Origin of the sequence: Flavobacterium cupriresistens, from assembly GCF_020911925.1 — a bacterium.
Lineage (GTDB): Bacteria > Bacteroidota > Bacteroidia > Flavobacteriales > Flavobacteriaceae > Flavobacterium > Flavobacterium cupriresistens.
Window position 1 is genome coordinate 1,721,045 of record NZ_CP087134.1, and the last position, 24,421, is coordinate 1,745,465.

Genomic DNA, 24,421 nt, shown 5'->3' on the forward strand with positions numbered 1-24,421 from the left:
ATGTTAATTATTATATTGCAGCACCTAAATTTATCACCTAAGAATGAGTATGAAAGTAAACAAAATTGTAGCCTTGCAATTAATGATGTCAATGGTATTGATGTTAGGCACGGCTAGTTGTAGCAAAAAATCGAGTTCCAGTCACGCTTCCAGAGCTACTGGTTGGGATGTAGATAGTCAGAATGGAACTGCAGCCAGAAACGCAGGCAAAAAACAACAGGCTGGTCCTGGTTTGGTTTTTGTTGAAGGAGGTACATTTACTATGGGTAAAGTACAGGATGATGTTATGCACGATTGGAATAACACACCAACTCAACAACACGTTCAGTCATTCTATATGGATGAAACAGAAGTTACCAACGGTATGTATTTAGAGTACCTGGAATGGCTTAAGAAGGTTTTCCCACCAACAGAAGAAAATTACAAAAACATTTACGAAGGAGCATCTCCTGATACTTTAGTATGGAGAAATCGTTTAGGATACAACGAAACGATGACGAATAACTATTTAAGACACCCATCTTATGCAAACTACCCAGTAGTTGGTGTGAACTGGATTCAGGCTGTTGAATTTAGTAAATGGAGAACAGACCGTGTAAACGAAGCTGTTTTAGAAAAAGACGGATATCTTAAAAAAGGAGCTAAAACTCAGGATGTAAGTGCTGAGAGTTTGTTTAATACAGAAGCTTACCTTGCATCACCATCTACTACTTACGGTGGTAATGAAGAATTGGTGTTGAAGAAAAATCCAAGCGGTAGAAAATTAAAAGCAGGGAAAGACGGTGTAGTTCCGGATGCTAAAAATGTATACGCACAACGTTCTTCAGGTGTGATTTTACCGGAGTACAGACTTCCTACAGAAGCAGAGTGGGAATACGCTGCTGCAGCTGATGTTGGACAAAGAGAATACAATATATATAAAGGACAAAAGAAATATCCTTGGTCCGGAGATTATACACGTTCTTCTAAACGTAAAAATAAAGGAGATCAATTGGCTAACTTTAAACAAGGAAACGGTGATTACGGTGGAATTGCTGGTTGGTCAGATGATGGTGCAGATATTACAAATTCTGTGAAAAGTTATGCTGCAAATGATTTCGGATTGTACGACATGGCAGGTAACGTTGCAGAATGGGTAGCTGACGTTTACAGACCTATTATTGATAATGAGGCGAATGATTTTAACTACTATAGAGGAAATCAATATGCTAAAAACAAAATTGGTAAAGACGGTAAACTTGAAATTATTACGAAAGAGAATATCAAATACGATACTTTAAGTAATGGTAAAGTTGTAGCAAGAAACCTTCCTGGTGAAATTGCTCAAGTACCAGTTGATGAAAACGAAACGTATTTGAGAACTAATTTCAGTACAAGCGACAATATCAACTATAGAGATGGTGATAAACAATCATCTAAATATTTTGACTTTGGAGATTCTGAATCTGGTGCAAAAGCTGATCAAGCAATGTACAATTCACCAAAACATAATATCACTACTGATAGTTTAGGTAAAATGATTAGAAAATATGACAACACTAGTAAACGTACTACTTTAATCGACGATAAAGTGAGAGTTTACAAAGGTGGTTCTTGGAGAGATAGAGCGTATTGGTTAGATCCTGCTCAAAGAAGATATTTCCCTCAGGATATGGCAACTGATTACATCGGATTTAGATGTGCAATGTCTAGAGTAGGTTCAAAAGCCGAAAAAAGAAAATCGCCTAGAAACTAAGTTTTAGAAATTTCAATATAAAAAGTTCCAAATTCCAAATGCTGAATATTTCAGTATGGAATTTGGAATTTTTTTATGTTTTTTTTCTATTTTTATGACCCTTAAAATTTTATATATGAATATTCAGGACATTCATAATTTGTTTTTACAATGTAAATCTGTTTCAATTGATACAAGAAAAATTGAAGCAAATTCTATGTTTTTTGCCATCAAAGGAGAGAATTTTGATGCCAATACGTTTACGCAACAAGCTCTTGATTTAGGAGCTCTGTTTGTTGTTATTGACAATGCTGCTTACTTTATTGACGAAAGAACAATACTGGTTGAGAATAGCCTGGAAACCTTGCAGGAATTAGCAAAATTTCACCGTACTTATTTAGGATTACCTGTTATTGCTTTAACGGGTAGTAATGGTAAAACGACCACAAAAGAGCTTATAAATGTAGTTTTGTCTAAAAAATTCAAAACAAAAGCGACCATCGGAAATCTGAATAATCATATTGGGGTTCCGTTAACGATTTTGTCCTTTACAAAGGAAACAGAACTCGGGATTGTCGAAATGGGAGCTAATCATAAAAAGGAAATTGCATTTTTATGTGAAATCGCACAACCGGATTATGGCTATATAACCAATTTTGGGAAAGCGCATTTAGAAGGTTTCGGTGGAGTCGAAGGCGTGATACAAGGTAAAAGTGAGATGTATGAATATCTCGTTAAGAATAAAAAAACAGCTTTTATAAATCTGGAAGACCCTATTCAGGTCGATAAGTCTAAGGCTATTCAATCGTTTACTTTTGGTCTTAACAAAGAACAGGCTGACATTAAAATCAGGAGTGTAGAGACCAATCCTTTTGTAGCGATTCGTTATGACGGATTTGCTGTCCAATCGAATTTGATTGGACTTTATAATGCTAATAATATCAATGCTGCAGTGGCGATCGGTACTTATTTTAAAGTGGCTGATAATGATATAAAATCGGCTATTGAAGCCTATACACCCGACAATAACAGATCGCAACTATTAAAAAAGGGATCCAATCAGATTATATTAGATGCTTATAATGCGAATCCAAGTAGTATGGCCGTTGCAATTGCCAATTTCATACAACTGGACAATCAGAACAAAATAATGATTTTGGGAGATATGTTTGAACTTGGAAACGAAAGTGAGCAAGAACATAAAATTATTGTGGATGCAGTAGTCGGTCAAGATCAATCTGTCTGTTATTTAATCGGAAAAGCTTTTTATCTGCATAATATTTCAAACGAGAAGGTTCGTTTTTTTGAAACCTTTGACGCTTTTGCAGACTTTTTAAAATCGATTAAACTGGAAGATCACACTATTTTGATCAAAGGCTCCAGAGGAATGGCATTGGAGCGTACTTTGGATTATATTTAAAGAAATAAAAGAGAATGCCATCAGTTAATGATGGCATTTTTTTTACACACTCATTAAAAAGCCAATCAGATTTTCTTTTTTATTCAGTTCCAGTTTTTTTCTTAAACGGTACCGGGCCAGTTCTACTCCTCCTGTTGAGATGTTCATGATTTCGGCGATCTCTTTGGTAGACATATTCATTAATAAATAGGTAGATAAATCCAATTCTCGTGGCGAAATGGTGGGGTATTTTTCTTTTAGTCTTTTCAAAAACTCAAAATGCACGTTTTTAATGTGCTTCTCGAGATCTTTCCAGCTTTTATCGGTATTTACTTCTTTGACAATGCTTTTGTGTAATTTGTTGAATTCAAATTTTGTTGAGTCGTCTAAAGTATTGGTGTCGATGTCTTTTATTTTTTGGATAATACCATTCAAAACTTTGTTTTTCTTCACGACCTGAAGCGAATTGCTGACCAATTCTTTGTCTTTGGCAAGGATTTTTATTTGAAGTTTATCACTTTTTAATCTTTCGATTTCTTTTTCTAACTCGTGTTGATCGTGTCTGATTTTGGATTCTTTTTCGAGATACAATCTTCTTTGTTCTATGGTTTCATAATACTTGTTTCTTCTAATCTTAAGTTTGATTCTGTTCGAGATGATATACACTCCAGCAAGAATTAAAAAGAAGTAAGTCAGATAGGCTAAAAAGTGCCTGTACCAAGGCGGTGCTATTCTAAAATCAATCTGTGATACATCAGATTCGATCCCATAGCTGTTCTTTGCTTTGATCTGCATTTTATAATTTCCTTCTCTCAGATTGGTGTATTCTTTGACTGAAACGGTGGACCAACTGCGCCAGTTGTCTTCAAAGGGCTCTAGTTTGTACGAATACGTTATATTTTCTTGATTTTCGTAAGTAGGAGAGGAGAAAGTAAATTTTACATGATTCGAGTTGTAAGGGATTCTAAGTTCTGTAATTGGTTTTTCGAGATTGCCGGTTATGATGGTGTCGGTTGAGGAAGAAAAGCTTTCAAAAAAGACTTTCGGTTTGGTTATGAATTTGTTTGAAATTTTGGAATCATAATGCGCTAACCCATCCGTTAAGCCAATAAAAATGTTGCCCGGGTCAATGGTGTTTATAGAGAGGTAATTGTTTACCAAATTGCCTGTCAGGTTTGAAAATAAGGCTTCTTTGCGTTGGTACTTGCCATTTGCTGTTTTTACTAAAACGCCCAGAGACTCCTTGTAAGAATACCATAAATTATGATCGCGATCTTCTATTAAGGTGTTGATGGTTGGGATTCCATGAAACAATGCCGTTATTTTTTTGTCTTCAAAAAAACCTTCCTGTTCATTGCTATATCGATAAAAGTGATTTTTAGACTGAAAGTAAACCTTGTTGTGAATCGATTGTAAACTTCCAATTCCTTTATTGGAATTGGAAACGTTAGAGTGTTTTTTTATGTAATCGAATCTTTTTAAATCTTCAGACAGTTTCATTTGATAGAGATAGGGATCTTTTTTTAGCCACAAAAAATTGTTGTCTAACTCCATTTCGAAAGTGTTAGTTGTTTCGTAGAATCCGCCGATCTGGTTCACGTAATTGATTTCATTATTGGTATTCTTAAATATAGAAAACCCATCGTAACTTTCTCCAATAATATAGCCCGGATGACTTGGAATTGTTTTAAAACCAAAGTATCCTCTTTTGTCTAAAGTTTTGGATACCCGATTTTGATCTATTACCAAAGCCCCGCTATTACTGGCGCACAGCAGAATATTGTTAATAACCTGAATGTTCCAGGCTTGAGCAATCGTTCCTTCAACCCGATTAAACGGTTCGTCTTTAAAAGGAGTGGACCAGGAATGATAAAAAAGGCCTTGATTGGTTGCTACGTATAGATTTTTGTTGAAAATAACCGAAGCATAAACGGTACCTATATTATAACTGTAATCGAAAAAGGTAAAGGGTGAGTTTTGATTCACAAATGTGATTCCATTATCCAAACCCAACCACAGATTGTTTTTATTGTCGACATAAGAGGTTAGTACGGTGTTGTTTTGTAATCCTTTTTGTCTGTTTAAATGCTGGATTATTTTCCCGTTCAAATCACAGATTATTACACCGCTGAGAACGGAGTTCAGAACGATAAATTTGTTTTTTATAATAGATCCGCCTAACGAGGTATTTTTTTTGACAAAGGCATTGGCTTCTGTTTCCCAGGATTTGACGCTGTTATAGTCATAGACAAAAAGCCCTTTTTCCAGTGTTGCAAGAAGTATTTTGTTATTGGGCAGCGGAAACATGGCCCATATTTCTTTATCGTTTAAGTCTGTAGTACCTTTGAGAGCAATCAATTTATGGTTGCGGTATTCTAAAATGCCCAATTCCTTGTCTTGAAAATAGAGATGGTTATTTATAAGAAAAGAAAATTGAAACTTTTTGGGTGCATTTATAACTTTCAATTTGTTGTTTTTATAAAAAAACACTTTGGTGAAAGATTGAAATACAACCTCATCTTTATAGAGGTGTATGCGCCAGATTAAATTGATGTTTTTGCTGTCGTTTTTACTAATCAAGTGTGTTAACGAATAGTATTTTAGTTTACCTTTCTGATCACTTTTAAAAAACCCAAATTCATTATTTCCTCCAACATAAATTTTTCCTGACGGATCGATTTTTAAACTTCTGATTGCGGTATTATTTGGAAGCGCATATTTATTCCAGATAGAACCGTCAAATTGAATCAACCCGCTATTGTTTGCAAAGTAGATATTGCCATTTTTATCCTGATCAATATTCCAGTTTTGAGTGCCTCCTTTATACTCGGAACGTTTATAATTTTTAATTGCCGGTAATCCGATGTTTTTTACTTGGGAAAAAAGGGCAAAAGGCAGGATGAAAAGAATGAAAATTGAAATATAGTGGTTTATGAATTTCATAATTTAAAAACGGTATTTTTAATAGTAATGTTTTATAATCTACTTTTTTTCTGATTATAGTAATTGTGATAGTGTCGTTTTTTGGATATTTTTTTAATAAAAGTGAAAATAATTCATTTAAAGTAAATGTAGTGTTTATTTTAGTTAGTTAACAATTCTATAACAATATAAAAAATATTTTAAAATGCTTAATATTAGTATTTTAAAAAATATTTGATGTGTTTTTGTAATATGGTAATTTATCTTTTGATGTGTTTTTGTAGGGAATATAAAATGCAAATAGTAGAAATTTAACTTTATTATTGCATCAAATTACTAATTAATTAACCAAAATTTTTAGAAAAATGAAATTAACAAAATTACTTATTTTTTGTATTTCATCTTTATTGTTTTCAGTTATCGCAATGGCACAGGATGTGACGGTAAATGGAGTTATAAACGATGAAAGTGGGTTACCCGTCCCGGGGGCAACTATCTTACTTAAAGGCACTACTAAGGCAACTGCCTCTGATTTTGACGGTAAGTTTCAAATTAGTGTTCCTTCAAATGGTATTCTGACAATTAGTTTTGTAGGTTATATGACCGTACAGGAAACTGTAAACGGACGAAGTAAAATTGAAATTAGGTTAAAACCTGAATCTCAAAACTTAAATGAAGTTGTAGTAGTAGGATATGGTACACAAAAGAAAAGTGTAGTAACAGGTTCTATCTCCAGTGTCAAAGCAAAAGATTTGGAAAGTCTTCCTATAACAAGAGTAGAACAAGCCTTGCAAGGTAGAGTTTCGGGAGTTTCTATTGCTGCAAATGCAGGACAACCCGGATCTGCTTCTACGATCCGTATACGTGGTTTTACTACTTTAAACAATAATGATCCTTTATGGGTAGTTGATGGTGTAATCGTTGATAATGGCGGAATAGGCTATTTAAATCAATCTGATATCGAATCTATTGAGGTATTGAAAGATGGTGCTTCGGGTGCTATTTACGGTTCTCGTGCTGCTGCAGGGGTTATTCTTGTAACAACTAAAAAAGGTAAAGCAGGCAGGATTTCGGTAAGTTATACAGGTTTCTCAGGAACTTCACAGGCGGCAAAAAAATTAGATTTATTAGATGCCAGTCAATATGTAACCATCATGAATGAAGCGCATATAAATGGTGGTAAACCAGCGTTATTCCCAACACGTACTGCACCGACTCCGGGGAATCCATTGGGGTCTCCAATTGATTATGGAAAGGGAACGAACTGGCAGGATGTTATTTTTAATGATCATGCACAACGTTATTCTCATGAGTTAAGTTTTAGTGGTGGTAATGATGTTTCTACCTTTTATATGTCTTTTGGTTTAACCGATCAAGAGGGGATTATCACATCTGATATTTCTAATTATACCAGAAAAAATATTCGTTTAAACTCTAATCATAAATTGGGTAAGTATATTAAAATTGGTCAGACTTTAGGATATTCGAACGAAAAAACGGTAGGTATTGGTAATACAAATGATGAATTTGGAGGCCCATTATCATCTGCTATCAATTTAGATCCGTTAACTCCGGTACTTGTTGCACCGGGTCCTTTAACCGGAGCAGGTACTCCTTACGAAAATAAAAATGCGCTTAGAGATGCAAACGGAAATTACTATGGTATTTCTACAAATGTAACTCAGGAAACTTCAAACCCATTAGCGTACACGCAAACAAGACTGGGGAATAATGATTTTGCTGATAATTTTGTTGGAAATATTTTTATTGAAGCGGAGATTTTGCCTGGTTTAAAATTTAAATCTACTGCAGGTGGAAAACTGGCGTATTACGGTTCAGATAACTTTACTCCGGTTTATTATTTAAATGGAGCTACCAAAAAAGATGTCAACGAATTGTTCCGATCGTACAAAAAATCGTTTAGCTGGAACTGGGAGAATACGTTGAACTATGATAAGAAAATTGGAAATCACCACTTCGGTATTTTATTGGGTAAAGGAACTTATGTAGATAATATTACATCCGGTAATGACATCACGTACAGAGGTGTTCCGGCAACAACACATGCCGAAGCATCCTTTAATGTTGATATTCCAATTAAAGATAAAATAGCCAATGCTTATAATGGACAAGCGATGGAACACCGAGTAGAGTCCTTGTTTTCCAGATTAAACTATGATTACAAAGAGAAATATATTTTTACAGGTATTCTTCGTCGTGACGGTTCTACACGTTTTGGACCCAACCATAAATATGGAACTTTCCCTTCTGTATCTTTAGGATGGGTGCCTTCAAAAGAAGGTTTTTGGAAAGATAATAATGTAGTAAATACGTTAAAAATAAGAGGGGGTTACGGGGTGACCGGTAACGATTCATCTCCTGATTTCTTATACATTTCTACGGTTGGAATTCAAAGAAATTATACTATTGGCGGGGAAATAGCGAATGGACAAAGTCCAAATGCAATTCCAAATCCTGATTTAAAATGGGAAGAAACCAAACAACTTAACATTGGTTTTGAGACTACACTTTTGCGTGATTTCAATTTGAGTGTAGATTTATTCAACAAAAAAACAGAAGGAATCTTAATGAAGGTGCCAATTCCGGGATATGTTGGAGCAACAGGGAACACCTATGCGAACTTAGCAGATATGGAAAATAGAGGTATCGACATTGAATTAGGATACCGCAAAAAATTTGGAGCATTAAATCTTTCTGTGAATGGAAACTTCTCTTACATCAAAAATGAGATTACCTATATTGATAAAGGAGTTAATTTCATTGTTGGAGATGAGACCGTACAATCGAGCTCTTACGAAATCAACAGAACACAAGTTGGTCATGCTTACAACTCCTTCTACGGATTTAAAACAAATGGTATTTTCCAAACTCAGGCAGAAGTTGATTCTTATAAAAATGCTGCCGGAAAAGTGATTCAACCCAATGCAAAACCGGGAGATTTCCGTTGGCAGGATTTAGACGGAGATGGTGTAATCGGAGCAAACGACAGAACTTTTTTAGGAACATCACTACCTAAATTCACTTATGGATTAACGATAAATTTAGATTACAAAGGATTCGATTTGTTAGTATTCGGTCAGGGTGCTGGTGGAAATATGATCTATCAGGGATTAAGAAGACTTGATATTGCAACTGCAAATTACCAAACAGACGTTTTAGGTCGTTGGACAGGACCGGGATCAACAAACAGTTACCCAAGAGTCACTACAACAGATAGTAATAAAAACTTTACGAACCCGTCTGATTTCAATTTAGAAAAAGGAGATTTCTTCAGATTCAAAACAATTCAATTGGGGTATTCATTTCCAAAAGAATGGATCGAAAGCATTTCATTGCAAAAGGTGAGATTGTATGTAACAGGAGAAAATCTATGGACAATTACAAAGTACACTGGTTACGATCCTGAAATCGGTGGCCCTACTACAGCCGGGATGAACAATGTACAAGGAGTAGACAGAGGGTATTATCCTCAGGCAAAATCGTACATGTTGGGAGTTAATTTGCAATTTTAATTAAAAAAGAAAATATTATGAAACTTATACGTTTTAAACAATCATTTATTGCTTTCGGAGTGCTACTTACACTCGGAGCTTGCGATACAGATGAAAAATTAGAAGTGAAAGGTGATGGTGTAGTGTATGAAGATAATTTTTACAGAAATGAAACCGAAGCCTATTCAGGTTTGGTTGCCGCTTACGATAAATTAGGAAAGTTCGCAGGAGCAATGGAAAATGCGCCGCTGTTATTCTTAAATTCTGCCTCTGATGATTTCTTTGCAGGAGGAGGTGGTTCAGACGATCAACCCGGACTTCAGGTTGCTTCTAACTACACTGTAAGTCCGGCAAATATTCCACCGGCAATTTGGGCAGATTATTACAAAGGGGTAGCAAGATGTAACATTATGTTGATCAAACTTCCGGGTATTCCAATGGATACTGCCAAGAAAATAAGATTCGCAGCAGAAGTAAAAGCATTACGTGCTTACTATTATTTTGATCTGGTTAGAATGTTTAAAAACATTCCTTTGATATTGACACAACTAACTAAAGATGAAATTCCGTTAGTTATGCAAGCCAAACCAGAGGATGTATATGTACAAATCGAAAAAGATTTGAACGAAGCAATTCCAGATTTGCCAATGACATTGCCTCCGGCTGAATTAGGAAGATTTACTAAAGGAGCAGCAACGGCTCTTTTAGGAAAAGTATATTTATACGATAACAAAAAAACACAAGCCGCTGTTGAATTAGCGAAGGTTAATGGTACTCCGGGCGGAACAAGTAGCTACGGATATAAATTGATGCCTGCTTTTGCAGATTTATGGAACCACGCCAATAAATTTAATACAGAATCTATTTTTGAAATTACCTATACCGATAAATCGAATGCGGACTGGGGTAATTTTGAAAGAGGTGATGATGAAGGAAATGTTGCCGCTCAGTTAATGGGAATCAGAGATTACTCAAGAAAACCTAAAGGGATAGACGCACTTTTGCCGAATTATATTAACGGTTGGGGTTTCATGGTAGTGACACCTCAGTTGGTGGCTGTTTTGAAAGATGATCCTCGTTATGCTTCTACTATTTTTAATGCCGCTGCTGCAAGAGGTGTTGATAATGACGACGTAAATGGGCTTATAACGTACAAAGACAGTTATCAAGAAACAGGCTATCATTTTATTAAGTATGCCGCTTTTAATGCAGATATCAAACCGGGTAATCCTTTCCTGAATTTTGGGATCAATACCTATATCATTCGTTTAGCAGATACTTACTTATTAGAAGCCGAAGCATTAGGAGGAACAGGAGCAAGAGCTCAGGCACTTTTAGATGCAGTTAGATTAAGAGCGGGATTAACAGCTGTACCCGTTTCTATCCCTGCTATTTTAGCAGAAAGAAGATTAGAACTGGCAGGTGAAGGACATCGTTGGTTTGATTTAGTTAGAACGGGTGAAGCCGCTGCTAAATTGGCTTTCAAAGGATTTCAGGCGAATAAAAATGAAGCTTTCCCAATTCCTTATAGTGAATTCAATAACACTAAAATAGTTCAGAATACAGGATATCCACAATAATAGTACTGTTGAGAATTGATAGTAGAAACAGCTGTCTAACAGCTGTTTTTTCAAAGCAATCTCCTATAAGTTAGTTTAAGTTCGGTTGTTGAAATGGCCCATAATCGTTATGAGTATGGGCTATTTTTAAATCAAATGAGAGCTGATTTGGCGAATGAATTTTATAAAAGTCTTACCGATTAAAACATACTCAATGAAAAAAATGGGCTTTATTATTGCGTTTTTGTGTTTTTCTTTAACTGTTTTTCCACAGCAGAAAGATCAAAAAAAGCAACAGAAATTTACAACTACGAATAAAAAAATTACAGTTTATACCACGGCATCAAATACAGAATTAAGATTAACTCCTACAGCTAATTTAGATTTTACAGTATCAAAACAACCCGTAGAAACCGAGTTGTCTGTTTTTGTGGAACCTTCAAAACAATTTCAGCATTTTCTCGGAATTGGAGGGGCAATTACAGACGCCAGTGCCGAGATTTTTGCCAAATTATCAAAAGAAAAGCAAACTGAATTTTTAAACGCTTACTACGATACTCAAAAAGGAATCGGATATTCATTGCTAAGAACAACTATTCAAAGTTCTGATTTTAGCAGCGGAAGTTATTCTTATATCGAAGAAGGTGATAAAGATTTAAAAACCTTTTCGATTGATCATGATCGCAAATACCGCATACCCATGATCAAAGAAGCCATCAAAACGGCTGGTGGAAAATTGATAACCTATGTAGCGCCATGGTCGCCGAATGCTTTCATGAAAAGCAATAAAAATGTATTAAAAGGAGGGAAGTTATTACCCGAATATTTTCAGTCATGGGCTAATTTTTATGTGAAATTTATAAAGGAATACAACAAAGAAGGAATTCCAATTTGGGCAACTTCGGTTCAAAATGAGCCAATGGCAACCCAAACATGGGAATCTTGTTTGTATACCGCCGAGGAAGAAAGAGATTTCCTGAAGAATTTTCTTGGACCAACATTAAAAAAAGACGGATTAGGTGATGTAAAACTAATCGCCTGGGATCATAACCGTGATTTAATGGTACAAAGAGCAAATGTAATTTTCTCTGATCCCGAAGCCTCTAAATATGTTTGGGGAATGGGTTTTCACTGGTACGAGACCTGGACAGGAGCAAAACCGATGTTTGATAATGTAGCGAAAGTACACGAAGCTTATCCCGATAAAAAATTAATTTTTACAGAAGGTTGTGTGGAGAAATTTGACGCGACAAAATACCAATTCTGGCCAAATGCAGAAAAATACGGTTTGTCTATGATTAATGATTTTAACAACGGTACCGTGGGCTGGACAGACTGGAACATTCTTTTAGACCAGTTTGGAGGACCCAATCATGTAGGCAATTTTTGCTTCGCACCGATACATGCAGACACCACTACAGGAGAATTAATTTACACCCCTTCGTACTATTACATTGGACATTTTTCTAAATTTATTCGTCCAAATGCGGTTAGAGTGAGTACTTCGGTAAGTCGTAGTTACCTGTCAAGTACTTCTTTTTTGAATACGGACGGTAAAATGGCGACTGTAGTAATGAACAATACAGACAATGAGATTACCTACAACTTTATTATTGCAACCCAACAAGCAATTGTAAAGATTCCTGCACATGCTATACAAACGCTGGTGTATTAATATTTTGTAAGTTAGTTAGGGGCTAATTTGAATCATCCCTATTAGTCCCATTTTTTAATGAGATATTAATTTAATAAGATCAAATGAAAAATACAAAGTTTCTAGTAATTGCCTTCCTTTTTTGTGGAGCAACATGGAGTCAGGAAGTCAAAAAGACAAGAGCTGAAATAGATGCTAAAGTTTCTGAGTTATTGTCTAAAATGACCTTGGAAGAAAAAGTGGGTCAAATGACTCAAATTACGGTTACTGTTTTTGAAGATGCAAAAAGACCGGGATATTTTGATGCCGCCAAATTAAAACAAGGAATTCAGGAATACCACATCGGTTCTATTTTGAATGTGCCAAATCCAGGAGCGCCAACACTACAAAGGTGGCAGGAAACGATGACGGCTATTACAAATGAAGCCAATAAATCGAGGCTTAAAATTCCAATATTATATGGTATTGATGCGATACACGGAGCAAGTTATACGGCTGGAGCGACCTTATTTCCACAACAAATTGGATTGGCAGCCACTTTTAATACCGATTTAGTACAACGTGGTGCTGAGATTTCGGCTTACGAAACCAGAGCGTCTTCAATTCCATGGGTTTTTTCTCCCGATTTAGATTTTCCACGAAATCCCGCTTGGTCCAGAATGTGGGAGTCATTTGGAGAAGATGCCTATTTATCTTCCAAAATGGCTGTGGCTTTGGTAAATGGTTTTGAAAGAAACAATGTAGGCTCTAAATATAGTGTCGCATCTTGTATGAAACACTACATTGGTTACGGAAGTACCACAACCGGAAAAGACCGTACACCCAGTATTATTCCCGAACGCATTTTAAGACAATACGACCTAACAATCTATGAGGCTGCTATAAAAGCCGGAGCAAAAAGTGTGATGGTAAGTTCCGGAGAAATCAACGGAACTCCGGTGCATTCAAGCAAACATTTAATCACAGATATTCTTAAAAACGAATTGGGTTTTGAAGGTGTTGTAGTGACAGATTGGAAAGATATTATCTATCTCAATACAAGACATAAAGTAGTAGAAACAAAAAGAGACGCCGTTCGTATAGCTGTTATGGCCGGAATAGATATGAGCATGGTACCCGAAGAATTTACCTTTTATACGGATTTGGTTGATTTAGTTAAAAAAGGAGAGGTACCAATGTCTCGTATCGACGATGCGGTATCGAGAATTTTAAGAATGAAATTCGAATTGAATCTGTTTCAAAATACAGTAGCAAATCTAAAAGAGTATCCAAAATTTGGTTCTGCCGAACACATTGAGGAAGCCTATAAAACAGCAGCCGAATCGATTACTTTATTGAAAAACAACAATGCGGTTTTACCTTTAAATAAAAACGAAAAAATCCTTGTAACAGGAGCAACTGCCAACAGCATGAAAAACCTGAATGGAGGCTGGTCTTATAACTGGCAAGGAGAAAATGCAGATACCTACGCAGCCGAAAAATTAACCATCTTAGAAGCTTTTCAAGCCAAACTGGGGAAAGAAAATGTGTTGTACACCGCTGGTGCGGATATTGAAAAAGAAGACGATGCCGAAATTCAAAAAGCAGTAGAGTTGGCCAAAAGTGCTTCAAAAATTGTCTTGTGTCTTGGAGAGAAAAATTACACCGAAACTCCCGGAGACATCAGCAATATCTTTATGAGTAAGTCTCAGATAAAATTGGCTTTGGCATTAGCAAAAGTAAACAAACCGATTATTTTAGTTTTAAATGAAGGCCGACCACGATTAATCAGTGATTTTGAAGATAAAATGAGCGCCGTCGTGCAATGTTATTTACCCGGAAATGAAGGAGGAAGAGCGTTAGTCGATATTTTATACGGAGAAGTAAATCCAAGTGGAAGACTACCTTACAATTACCCAAAATACCCGAATTCATTAGAAAAATACAACAGAAAATACACCGAGAGCTTAGCCGACGAAGAGCAAAATAACGATGCTAAATATGAGAAAAGCTATTCTCCACAATTCGAATTCGGTAGCGGATTATCCTATACTACTTTTACCTATTCAAATTTAAAAATTGACAAAACAGAAATTAACAATACAGAGGAAGTAAATGTTTCTGTCGAGGTAACCAATACAGGTAAAAGAGCCGGAAAAGAAGCCGTTTTACTCTATCTGTCTGATAATTTTGCTTCGATAACGCCCGAAGTCAAAGCACTAAAAAGATTTGAGAAAATTAGTCTGGAACCAAACGAAACCAAAACAGTAAAGTTTACTTTAAATCAAAAAGACTTGCAATTTGTAAATGAGGATCTAAAATGGATTTCCGAGAAAGGAACTTTTACCATTCAAATCTCAAATCTAAAAAAGGATTTTCTACTTAAATAACCAAAAAGGACCTAAACCTGCAAAGTTTCCCAAACCTTGTAGGTTTAAATCTAAATATCAAGCAAGCAAAGACAGTTATAATATGAAAAAAATAATTTTACTATTGCAATTATTGCTTTCCGCCACTTCATTCGCACAAGGATTTTTACACCGGGACGGACAGAAAATTGTTGACGGCAGCGGAAAAAATATACTATTACGAGGACTAGGAACCGGAGGTTGGATGGTGCAGGAAGGATATATGTTACAAACGCAGCCCTTTGCCAGTCCGCAATATGTTATTAAACAGAAAATTCAGGATGTCATTGGCGAAGAGGGAACAAAGGAGTTTTATGCCGCCTACAAAGCAAACGGAATTACAAAAAGAGACGTTGATTCGTTAGCAGCCTGGGGATTTAATTCTATTCGTTTGCCCATGCATTATAATTTATACACACCACCAATTGAAGCTGAGAAAAATGGTGAAATTACCTGGATTGAAGAAGGTTTTACCATGACCGACAACTTACTGAAATGGTGTGCCGAAAACAAAATGTACCTTATTTTAGACTTGCATGCCGCTCCAGGTGGACAAGGAAATGATGCCGCCATTTCGGACTATGACACTACCAAACCATCTTTATGGCAAAGCGAAGCAAATCAGAAAAAAATGATTGCTTTATGGAAAAAGTTAGCCGCCCGCTACAGAGATAATGTATGGATCGGGGCTTATGATATTGTCAATGAACCCAACTGGAATTTCACAGGAACCAATAAAAACGGTTGTGATGAAAACGGAAACGGACCATTGAGAGATTTGATGGTAGCCGTTACTAAAGCGATTCGTGAAGTAGATACAAACCATTTAATTTTCATTGAAGGAAATTGCTGGGGGAATAACTACAACGGAATTTTTCCTTTATGGGACGAAAACATGGCTCTGAGCTTTCATAAATATTGGAATTACAACACCACAGAATCGATTCAGAAAATGCTAAACTACCGAACACAATACAATGTTCCGATTTGGTTGGGTGAAAGTGGTGAAAATTCAAATGTATGGTTCAAAGATGTCCTTACATTGATGGAAGGAAATAATATTGGGTGGGCTTTTTGGCCAATGAAAAAAATCGAAAATATTGCTGGAGTAACTTCAGTAGCCAAGATTCCGGAATACGATGTTTTATTAAAATACTGGAAAGACGGAGGTGAAAAACCATCGGCCGATTTTGCGAAAAAAACGTTGATGAAAATAGCAGATAATTATAAAATGGAGAACTTAACGGTGAAGCCGGATGTAATTGATGCCATGTTCAGACAGGTGCAAACCAACGCTACAAAGCCTTACAAAAAAAACGCAATTCCGGGCAAGATTGCGGCAACACATTACGACTTAGGAACCACTGGGTTTGCATATTACGATAAAGATTTTGTAAATTACAGAATTGAAACAGGGAAATTTGACGAATGGAACAAAGGAAATACCATGCGAAATGATGGTGTTGACATTCTGCCTTGCAACGATTCAGGTTCAAATGGTTACCAAGTTTCGTTTATAGAAAACGACGAATGGTTGCAGTATACAGTCGAAGTTGCAAAACAAAACAGTTATAAGGTTTCGATTCGCTATTCATCTGAAAATGAAGAAGGAAAGCTTCATCTGGAAATGGATAACGGAAAGAAAACAGAAAGTATTTCACTTCCTTCAACGGGAGGAAACAACAACTGGAAAACAATTGTTTTGTCTGAAGTAGAATTGAATAAAGGAACTAATAAAATCAAAGTAGTTTTTGACAAAGGAAATTTCAATTTGAATTATTTAGAGTTTGCCGCCAGCAGAAAAAAGCGCTCAAAAAGTAATTAAAAACAGATGTGAAATTTATAATTAGCATTTTTTTTTAAACTATTTTTTTTTCTCAAAGCACTTACAAAGACAAGTTTTGAGAAATTAGATTTTTAATAGGGAAAAAATAAACACTATTGTTTCAACACAAATATTGTTTTTTGTCAGCGGTTTATTTTGTGGAGAGAATTTAAAAATTAAGAAACAGGCAGTGCTAATTGATTCCAAAAACTTAAAATACGCATCAGATCATTTACCGGTTTTAATAGAAGATAATTAAATTAATATGAACAGAATAACGACAATTAGTTTGTTGCTGGTTTCCTTTTTTGCGATAGCGCAACAACAGTCAATAGATCAGAAAGTAAATGATTTATTGAAAAAAATGACTCTGGAGGAAAAAATTGGTCAGCTTAATCAGTACACAGGGGATAACGCTGCAACAGGACCAATTACGATCAACGCAAACAAACAAGCCGAAATAAAAGCAGGAATTGTAGGTTCAATGCTAAATATTGTCGGAACAAAATATACCCGACAATATCAGGAATTGGCCATGCAGTCCCGTTTAAAAATTCCGTTGTTATTTGGTCAGGATGTTATTCACGGATACAAAACTACCTTTCCTATTCCGCTGGCGGAAGCAGCAAGTTGGGATTTGGCGGCTATAGAATTAGCGGCCAGAGTTGCGGCTACCGAGGCAGCTGCAAGCGGAATTCATTGGACATTTGCTCCTATGGTTGATATTGGGCGTGACCCACGCTGGGGAAGAGTTATGGAAGGAGCAGGAGAAGATACTTATTTGGGGTCTAAAATTGCTTATGCGAGAGTAAAAGGATTTCAGGGCAACAAATTGGGAGATCTAAATTCTGTTATGGCTTGTGTGAAACACTTTGCAGCTTATGGCGCCGCTACCGGCGGAAGAGATTACAACTCGGTAGATATGAGCGAAAGAATGTTGTTTGAAACCTATTTACCTCCTTTTAAAGCAGCATTAGATGCAGGAGCAGCAACGTTTATGAACTCCTTTAATGATTTAAACGGAATTCCGGCTACAGGAAATGTCCATTTACAGCGCGATATTTTAAAAGGAAAATGGAATTTTCAAGGATTTGTAGTTTCTGACTGGGGTTCTATCGGAGAAATGGTAGCCCACGGTTATTCAAAAGATCTTAAAGCCGCAGCGCTTTCTGCCATCACAGCAGGAAGTGATATGGATATGGAAAGTAATGCATACCGTTATCATTTAGCGGAGTTAGTAAAAGAAGGAAAGGTAGCTGTTGATTTGATTGATGATGCTGTAAAACGGATCCTACGCAAGAAATTCGAACTGGGATTATTTGAAGATCCGTACCGATATTCAGATGAAAAAAGAGCCGAAAAAGTATTAAATAATCCGGAGAATAGAAAAGCAGCCAGAGAAGTAGCGCAGAAAAGTATCGTTTTATTAAAAAATGATAACGAAACATTACCGCTTTCTAAAAACTTGAAAACAATTGCATTTATTGGCCCAATGGTCAAAGAATACAAAGCCAATATGGGTTTCTGGTCGGTTGAATTACCGGATGTAGATTACAATAAATGGGTAGTTTCTCAATGGGACGGATTGCAAAATAAAGTCGGCAAAAATACCAAATTGCTTTACGCCAAAGGTTGTGAAGTAGACGGAGAGAATAAAGACGGTTTTGCAGAAGCCATTGCCACTGCCCAACAGGCCGATGTCGTTATTCTGAGTATTGGTGAAAGACGTGACATGAGCGGAGAAGCCAAAAGTCGAAGCGATCTTCACTTACCGGGAGTTCAGGAAGATTTAGTAAAAGCAATTCAGGCTACGGGGAAACCGGTTGTTGTTTTGGTAAATGCGGGTAGGCCGCTTATTTTTAACTGGACAGCAGACAATGTTCCTGCTATTGTATATACCTGGTGGCTGGGAACAGAAGCCGGAAATGCTATTGCCGATGTTTTGTTTGGCGATTACAATCCTTCCGGAAAATTGCCAATGACTTTTCCAAGAGAAGTAGGGCAAATTCCAATTTATTACAATCACTTTAGCACCGGAAGACCGGCTCCGAATGAAAATTCGACAGGTTATGTTTCTTCCTATATCGATTTAAAAAATTCACCAAAGTTTCCTTTTGGATATGGATTGAGTTATACAAAATTCAATTATTCGGATTTGAAGTTTTCGTCTTTAAAAATGAAGAATAACGAAACAATTAAAGTTTCTTTTCAACTGTCAAATGTTGGAAAAGTTGCCGGAGAAGAAGTGGTTCAACTGTATATAAAAGACAAATTTGGATCTGTAGTAAGACCTGTTTTAGAACTAAGAGATTTTCAAAAAGTAAAATTAAATGCGGGAGAATCTAAAAATATAGAATTTACAATTGACAAAGAGAAGCTTTCTTTTTACAATGATAAATTAGAATGGAATGCTGAACCGGGAGATTTCGAGGTTATGATCGGAGCTTCATCAGCAGATATTAAATTAAAATCTGGCTTTGAATTAGTATATTAAAGTCAATTAAAATTGGGGTTATGGATTATTATCCACTTTTTTGAATTATTTCAAAACCGTGTTTATAAAATCCATAGCGCCAATTCCTTTATAGGATGCATATAAGGCTTTATCAAAAGCTTCGCGTTTTTCTTTTTTGTTTTTGGTTTCCGTTTCAACAATCATTTGGTTGAAAATTCGCTCTTGTTCTTCACTATATTTCAAAGAGGCCTCTAAAAGATAAGTTTTAGAGACAAAACCAAAAGAAGTCCAGATTTTAGTTTGGATCGTTTTATTTATGTTTTTTAACGGATTGGTAATCATAACTCTTGCGTTAATTTTTGATTTTTTATCTTCTTGTAAAAGCAACAAACACAAACACAATTTGTAGTTGTATTCTTTTTTATATCAAATAATAACAATTTATTTATCAAATGTGTTATTATGACGCAATGTACTTCTTTTTTTAATTCGATTTTAATTTTAAGTAAAAATTATGAGTCATTTAGTTTTTTCCGTTTTTCTAAGAAAATAGAGGTTATTAGGGGCTGATTTGTAAAAAAATATTTTCTTTTGTAAAAATGGTTTAAATTGCACGTTCGTTTGAAGAAGAGCGTATTGATTTAAGAAAACACATATTGAAAGAGATACTATTAAATAGCGAAAATTACCAGCCGGGTCTCTCGATCGACTGTGTTATTTTTGGGTTTCATGACAATCAGCTTAAAGTTTTATTGATTAAAACATCCTACGATAACAAATGGTCATTGCCGGGTGGATTTGTACCAATTAAGGAAGATATCGATACTGCTGCCGTTACCGTCTTGAATGATCGCACGGGAATGCAGGGGATTTTTTTAAGACAATTTGCCACTTTTGGCAGTATAAAACGAAAAGATCCTAATTTTGATAGTACAGTGCTGGATTATTTTGAAATTCCAAAAGACGCCGGTCAATGGTTTACACAAAGGTTCGTAACAATCGGATACTATGCTTTAGTCGATTTTCTAAAAGCCATTCCACAAAAAGAAGATAATCACGAAATTATAGAATGGATTGATCACAAAGAAGTTCCGGAACTGATTTTAGATCATAAAGAAATTCTCGATAAAGCCCTGCATACACTTCGGATAGAATTGAATTTGATGCCAATTGGCTATAATTTATTGCCCGAAAAATTTACGATTCCGGAGCTTCAGAAGTTGTATGAAACCATTTTGGATAAAAAGCTCGACAGAAGAAATTTTTTACGGAAAATAACCCATATCGGAATCCTTAAGAAACTCGACGAAAAGAAAAGTAATGTTGCGCACAAAGCCCCAAATTTGTATACTTTTGATAAAGACAAATACGAAGAAGTCCTTAAAAACGGATTGAATCAGGGTTGGTAAGAATAAAAGTTTAATTTTAAAATAAACGATTATGATAACTATTGAAGCATTTAGGACTTTAGCTTTGGCACTTCCCGAAGCAACAGAAGAGCCTCATTTTGAGAAAATCTCTTTCCGAATAAAGAAAAAAATATTTGCTACCATTGATGAGAAAAAGAACCTGGGTGTTTTTAAATTCAATGAAATAGACCAATCTGTTTTTTGTGCCTCAAGTGAAATGATTTTTTACCCCATTCCCAACAAATGGGGAAAGCAAGGTTGGACATTTGTAGATCTTGCCAAAGTTCCAACTGAAATGTTTGAGGATGCTTTGTCGATTTCCTATAATACTGTAGCACCTAAAAAAAGATAATTTACCCGTAGTATATTTAGTAAAAGACATTTAATAAGTATTTTTTTAGTAGCCGTTGGTTTTAACCAACGAATCTAAAAAGGCATCGATGCGGGCTTTAGCCAAAACCCTGAGCGCAAGATTTTGGCTAAAGCCTATTAATTGAAACATACGTGACCGTTGGTTAAAACCAACGGCTATTGAAATCTAGATTGATTATTTTCAATTGAAAAGACTAATTTTCAAGGTGATAAATCGTATTTGCAATAGTAAATCTGGCCAAAGTTCCAACCGAAATGCCTCAAGATGCGTTGTTAATTTTCTATGCTACTGTAGTACCTAAAAAAAGATAATTTACCCTTAGTATATTTAGTAAAAGACATTCAATAAGTATTTTTTTTAGTAGCCGTTGGTTTTAACCAACGGATCTAAAAGGGTATCGATGCGGGCTTTAGCCAAAATCTTGAGCGCAATATTTTGGCTAAAGCCTATTAATTGAAATATATGTGACCGTTGATTAAAACCAACGGCTATTGAAATCTAGATAAATTATTTTCAATTGAAATGCTAATTTTAACAGTGATAAACGGTAATTGAAATAATTTTTATGGGCTTATTTTCTAAATGTACTATAGATATAATTTACAAATCAATAGTCCTGAAAGTAAGATTCACTCTGGGTTTTGACGTTGTTTTTGTTGGCGGTAAACGATGCAACCAATTTGTTTGGGTCGTATCTTTCATCACTAATAAACTACCATGTTCGAGAATTAAAGAAACAACTTCTTTGGTTTCTTTATGTTTGAAAGCAAATTTGCGTTCAGCGCCAAAACTTACAGAAGCGATTGCTCCATTTTTTTTCAGATCTTTTTCGGCATCACTGTGCCAGGCCATTCCTTCGTCGCCGTTATGATATAAATTCAACAGGCAGGAATTAAAGGTTTCGCCGGTTTTTTCTTCAATTGCTGCTTTGAGTTCCAGTAATTCTTTGGTCCACGGTTTGGCTTTTTTGGTCGTGTTAGAGTAGGTGTATTCAAATTCCTGATCGCCATACCAGGCTACTTTTCGTTTGGTTAAAATCAATTTTCCGAAGATAATGGCCTGATCATTTTTCCATTCGATGGTTTCCAGGAGATTGTCACGATAGAAGTTGGCTTTTTCTCTTAAAAACAATTTGCCGTAATAATTTACAGTGCCATCTTTAGGTAATAAATTGGTGTTTTCGTCTGTTTCGGGATTAAATAAGTCCATTTTTCCATTTTTGATATTCGGTTTTCATGCAATGTCCACAAGGTCTGAAACCCTTTTGTATGGCTTCTTTTTCGGAAAGGAAGAAAACCCGATTTTCGCGTTTCATTCGTTTGCCGGAAGAACATTTCAGCGTTCCGTAAATTTTTAGTTTTTGGTTGCCGCCAAAGCAAATTTCGCCATTTTTAATTTTATTCCGCAGATCACGATCGGAAATTTTATGGTGTTGTATCATGATTGTGTGTTTTGGGTTAATTACGTCCGTAGAGACGCACTGCTGTGCGTCTCTACATGGCGTTTTCACGTATGCGTCTCTACGACCACAATTTTAAATTTATGACAATGCATCATGAAAAATAATCCCCAAGGTATGTCGCTCCCCTTCATGAATCTCGCTTACACCATGTTTCATATTTACCCGATAATATCCTTTTGTCCCCTTTATCGGACGGAAATTGGTTGTAAAAACAAGCATATCGCCTTTTCTGGGTTGAAGAACAATTGCTTTAGATTGTGCTCTTGGCGTTTGTTGTGTGAGAACAAATTCGCCTCCCTTAAAATCTTCGTTGGGTTCGTTTAGGAAAAGCACCGTCTGAATCGGAAAATAGACATCACCATATAAATCCTGATGTAAAGTATTGTGTCCGCCTTTTCCATATTTTAAGATTAGAACCGTAGCTTTTAGTTGTTCGTTTTGATGACATTGTTCTAAAAGTTCTTCATGTGTTTTAGGGAATATGGTATCGATATTCAGTGCTTTCATCCAGGCATTTGCAATCGGAGCCAGTTTTGGATAAACAGAAGTTCGAATCGTTTGAATTAATTCCGGAAGCGGATAATTGAAATATTTGTATTCGCCCAAACCAAACCGATAGCGCTCCATCACAACTGTTTTGCGATACAAAGCAGGGTTGGAATAAGCGGTTTTTAAAGTTTCGCATTGTTCGTCTTCAAGAAGCTTTGGAATTAGAGCAAAGCCTCTTTCATGCATAGATTCGGTGATGCTGTCCCAGTTAAGAGATGCAATTTTGGATTGTAAATTTTTCATGGTAATGGTTTTAAATGGTCCATCGTAGAGACGCATATGTAGTAGAGACGCACAGCAGTGCGTCTCTACGGTGCGTCTCTACGGTGTGTTTTGGTTAAGATCCGGATTGGTTTGCACACCTTCCCAGCCAATAATGGCCGTTTTTCGGGTATTTCCCCACATATAACCACCAAATGTTCCTGTAGATTGAATCACGCGGTGACAAGGAATTAAAAAGGCTACAGGATTATGACCAATTGCAGTTCCAACAGCTCGTGAAGCATTTGGTTTTTCGATTTGTTTTGCAATCGAACCATAAGTTGAAAGTTGCCCCATTGGAATTTTTAGCAGTGTTTCCCAAACTTTTAACTGGAAGTCGGTACCTTTTAAATGCAGTTTTATTTCGGATAGTTTGCTCCAATCATTTTGAAAAATAAACAAAGCATTTTGCTGTGCTAAATCTAGTTTTCGAGAGAAGGTGGCATTGGGGAATTTGTGTTTTAAATCTCCAAAACCCATTGCTTCATTTTCGGCGAAAGCCATAAAACAAACCCCTTTTGGAGTCGAAGCGACCATGATATTCCCAAACGGGCTTTCGGCAAAACTGTAGTTTATAAAGAGATTTTTTCCGCCGTTTTTGTATTCTGCCGGCGTCATTCCTTCGATGTTTACAAATAAATCGTGCAAACGACTGGTGCCTGAAAGACCTGTTTCATAAGCGGCATCAAACAAAGTAGTCTGATTGTCTTCTTTCAGGATTTTCTTGGCGTGTTCAAGACTTATATATTGTAAAAATTTCTTCGGACTTGTTCCTGCCCATTCGGTAAACAAACGCTGAAAATGAAACGGACTTAAATGTACTTTTTCGGCAACGACATCAAGATTCGGTTGCTCCCGAAAGTTGGTTTTGATATAGTCTATTGCTTCTGCAATGCGATTATAATTGATGTTTTCCTGTGTGTTCATCTTGTTCAATTTT

General features: G+C 36.0%; 16 protein-coding genes. 10 read left to right on the plus strand and 6 right to left on the minus strand.

Features of this window, described 5'->3' with window-relative positions:
* Positions 1-49: 49 nt before the first annotated feature.
* Positions 50-1,735, plus strand: coding sequence for a gliding motility lipoprotein GldJ (gene gldJ / locus LNP23_RS07660; protein WP_230005143.1), 1,686 nt, complete (start codon positions 50-52; stop codon positions 1,733-1,735).
* A gap of 115 nt (positions 1,736-1,850) precedes the next feature.
* Positions 1,851-3,134: a UDP-N-acetylmuramoyl-tripeptide--D-alanyl-D-alanine ligase gene (locus LNP23_RS07665; protein WP_230004474.1), complete on the plus strand. Its 1,284-nt coding sequence runs from the start codon at positions 1,851-1,853 to the stop codon at positions 3,132-3,134.
* Between the two features lie 42 nt (positions 3,135-3,176).
* Here the strand turns inward: LNP23_RS07665 and LNP23_RS07670 are convergent, their stop codons facing one another.
* Positions 3,177-6,056 carry a triple tyrosine motif-containing protein gene (locus LNP23_RS07670; protein ID WP_230004475.1) on the minus strand — a complete coding sequence of 960 codons (2,880 nt, stop codon included), beginning with the start codon at positions 6,054-6,056 and terminating at the stop codon, positions 3,177-3,179.
* Positions 6,057-6,400: 344 nt separating this feature from the next.
* On the opposite strand from LNP23_RS07670, the gene LNP23_RS07675 reads away from it, so the two are divergent.
* From LNP23_RS07675 to LNP23_RS07700, 6 genes are all read left to right on the plus strand, one after another.
* Positions 6,401-9,568: a SusC/RagA family TonB-linked outer membrane protein gene (locus tag LNP23_RS07675; RefSeq protein WP_047772983.1), complete on the plus strand. Its 3,168-nt coding sequence runs from the start codon at positions 6,401-6,403 to the stop codon at positions 9,566-9,568.
* A 17-nt stretch (positions 9,569-9,585) separates the two neighbouring features.
* Positions 9,586-11,127, plus strand: a complete 1,542-nt coding sequence (locus tag LNP23_RS07680) for a RagB/SusD family nutrient uptake outer membrane protein (RefSeq protein WP_230004476.1) — start codon at positions 9,586-9,588, stop codon at positions 11,125-11,127.
* A gap of 193 nt (positions 11,128-11,320) precedes the next feature.
* A complete protein-coding gene (locus tag LNP23_RS07685; RefSeq protein ID WP_230004477.1) occupies positions 11,321-12,781 on the plus strand; it encodes a glycoside hydrolase family 30 protein in 1,461 nt (486 codons plus the stop codon).
* 83 nt (positions 12,782-12,864) lie between these two features.
* The gene (locus tag LNP23_RS07690; RefSeq protein ID WP_230004478.1) at positions 12,865-15,129 is read left to right on the plus strand and encodes a glycoside hydrolase family 3 N-terminal domain-containing protein; all 2,265 of its coding nucleotides are present in this window, start codon (positions 12,865-12,867) and stop codon (positions 15,127-15,129) included.
* An 82-nt stretch (positions 15,130-15,211) separates the two neighbouring features.
* Positions 15,212-16,972, plus strand: coding sequence for a cellulase family glycosylhydrolase (locus tag LNP23_RS07695; protein WP_230004479.1), 1,761 nt, complete (start codon positions 15,212-15,214; stop codon positions 16,970-16,972).
* Between the two features lie 265 nt (positions 16,973-17,237).
* On the plus strand, positions 17,238-19,466 hold the full coding sequence (locus LNP23_RS07700) for a glycoside hydrolase family 3 N-terminal domain-containing protein (protein ID WP_230004480.1): 2,229 nt from the start codon (positions 17,238-17,240) through the stop codon (positions 19,464-19,466).
* 45 nt (positions 19,467-19,511) lie between these two features.
* Here the strand turns inward: LNP23_RS07700 and LNP23_RS07705 are convergent, their stop codons facing one another.
* Complete coding sequence (locus LNP23_RS07705) at positions 19,512-19,769, minus strand: hypothetical protein (protein WP_047773272.1); 258 nt, start codon at positions 19,767-19,769, stop codon at positions 19,512-19,514.
* A gap of 311 nt (positions 19,770-20,080) precedes the next feature.
* On the opposite strand from LNP23_RS07705, the gene LNP23_RS07710 reads away from it, so the two are divergent.
* Both LNP23_RS07710 and LNP23_RS07715 read left to right on the plus strand, forming a co-directional pair.
* The gene (locus tag LNP23_RS07710) at positions 20,081-20,836 is read left to right on the plus strand and encodes an NUDIX hydrolase (protein WP_230005144.1); all 756 of its coding nucleotides are present in this window, start codon (positions 20,081-20,083) and stop codon (positions 20,834-20,836) included.
* A 31-nt stretch (positions 20,837-20,867) separates the two neighbouring features.
* Positions 20,868-21,188, plus strand: a complete 321-nt coding sequence (locus tag LNP23_RS07715) for an MmcQ/YjbR family DNA-binding protein (protein WP_230004481.1) — start codon at positions 20,868-20,870, stop codon at positions 21,186-21,188.
* Between the two features lie 621 nt (positions 21,189-21,809).
* Here LNP23_RS07715 and LNP23_RS07720 read toward each other — a convergent pair.
* The 4 genes from LNP23_RS07720 to LNP23_RS07735 form a co-directional block, all read right to left on the minus strand.
* A complete protein-coding gene (locus LNP23_RS07720; protein WP_230004482.1) occupies positions 21,810-22,418 on the minus strand; it encodes an alpha-ketoglutarate-dependent dioxygenase AlkB family protein in 609 nt (202 codons plus the stop codon).
* Entirely contained in the window at positions 22,405-22,650 is a 246-nt protein-coding gene (locus LNP23_RS07725; protein ID WP_230004483.1) for an Ada metal-binding domain-containing protein, read from the minus strand. The genes LNP23_RS07720 and LNP23_RS07725 overlap by 14 nt, the downstream gene beginning before the upstream one ends.
* A 99-nt stretch (positions 22,651-22,749) precedes the next feature.
* On the minus strand, positions 22,750-23,463 hold the full coding sequence (locus LNP23_RS07730) for a 2OG-Fe(II) oxygenase (RefSeq protein ID WP_230004484.1): 714 nt from the start codon (positions 23,461-23,463) through the stop codon (positions 22,750-22,752).
* Between the two features lie 78 nt (positions 23,464-23,541).
* Positions 23,542-24,408 (minus strand): methylated-DNA--[protein]-cysteine S-methyltransferase, encoded by an 867-nt coding sequence (locus LNP23_RS07735; protein WP_230004485.1) that lies wholly within the window; start codon positions 24,406-24,408, stop codon positions 23,542-23,544.
* Between the last annotated feature and the right edge of the window lie 13 nt (positions 24,409-24,421).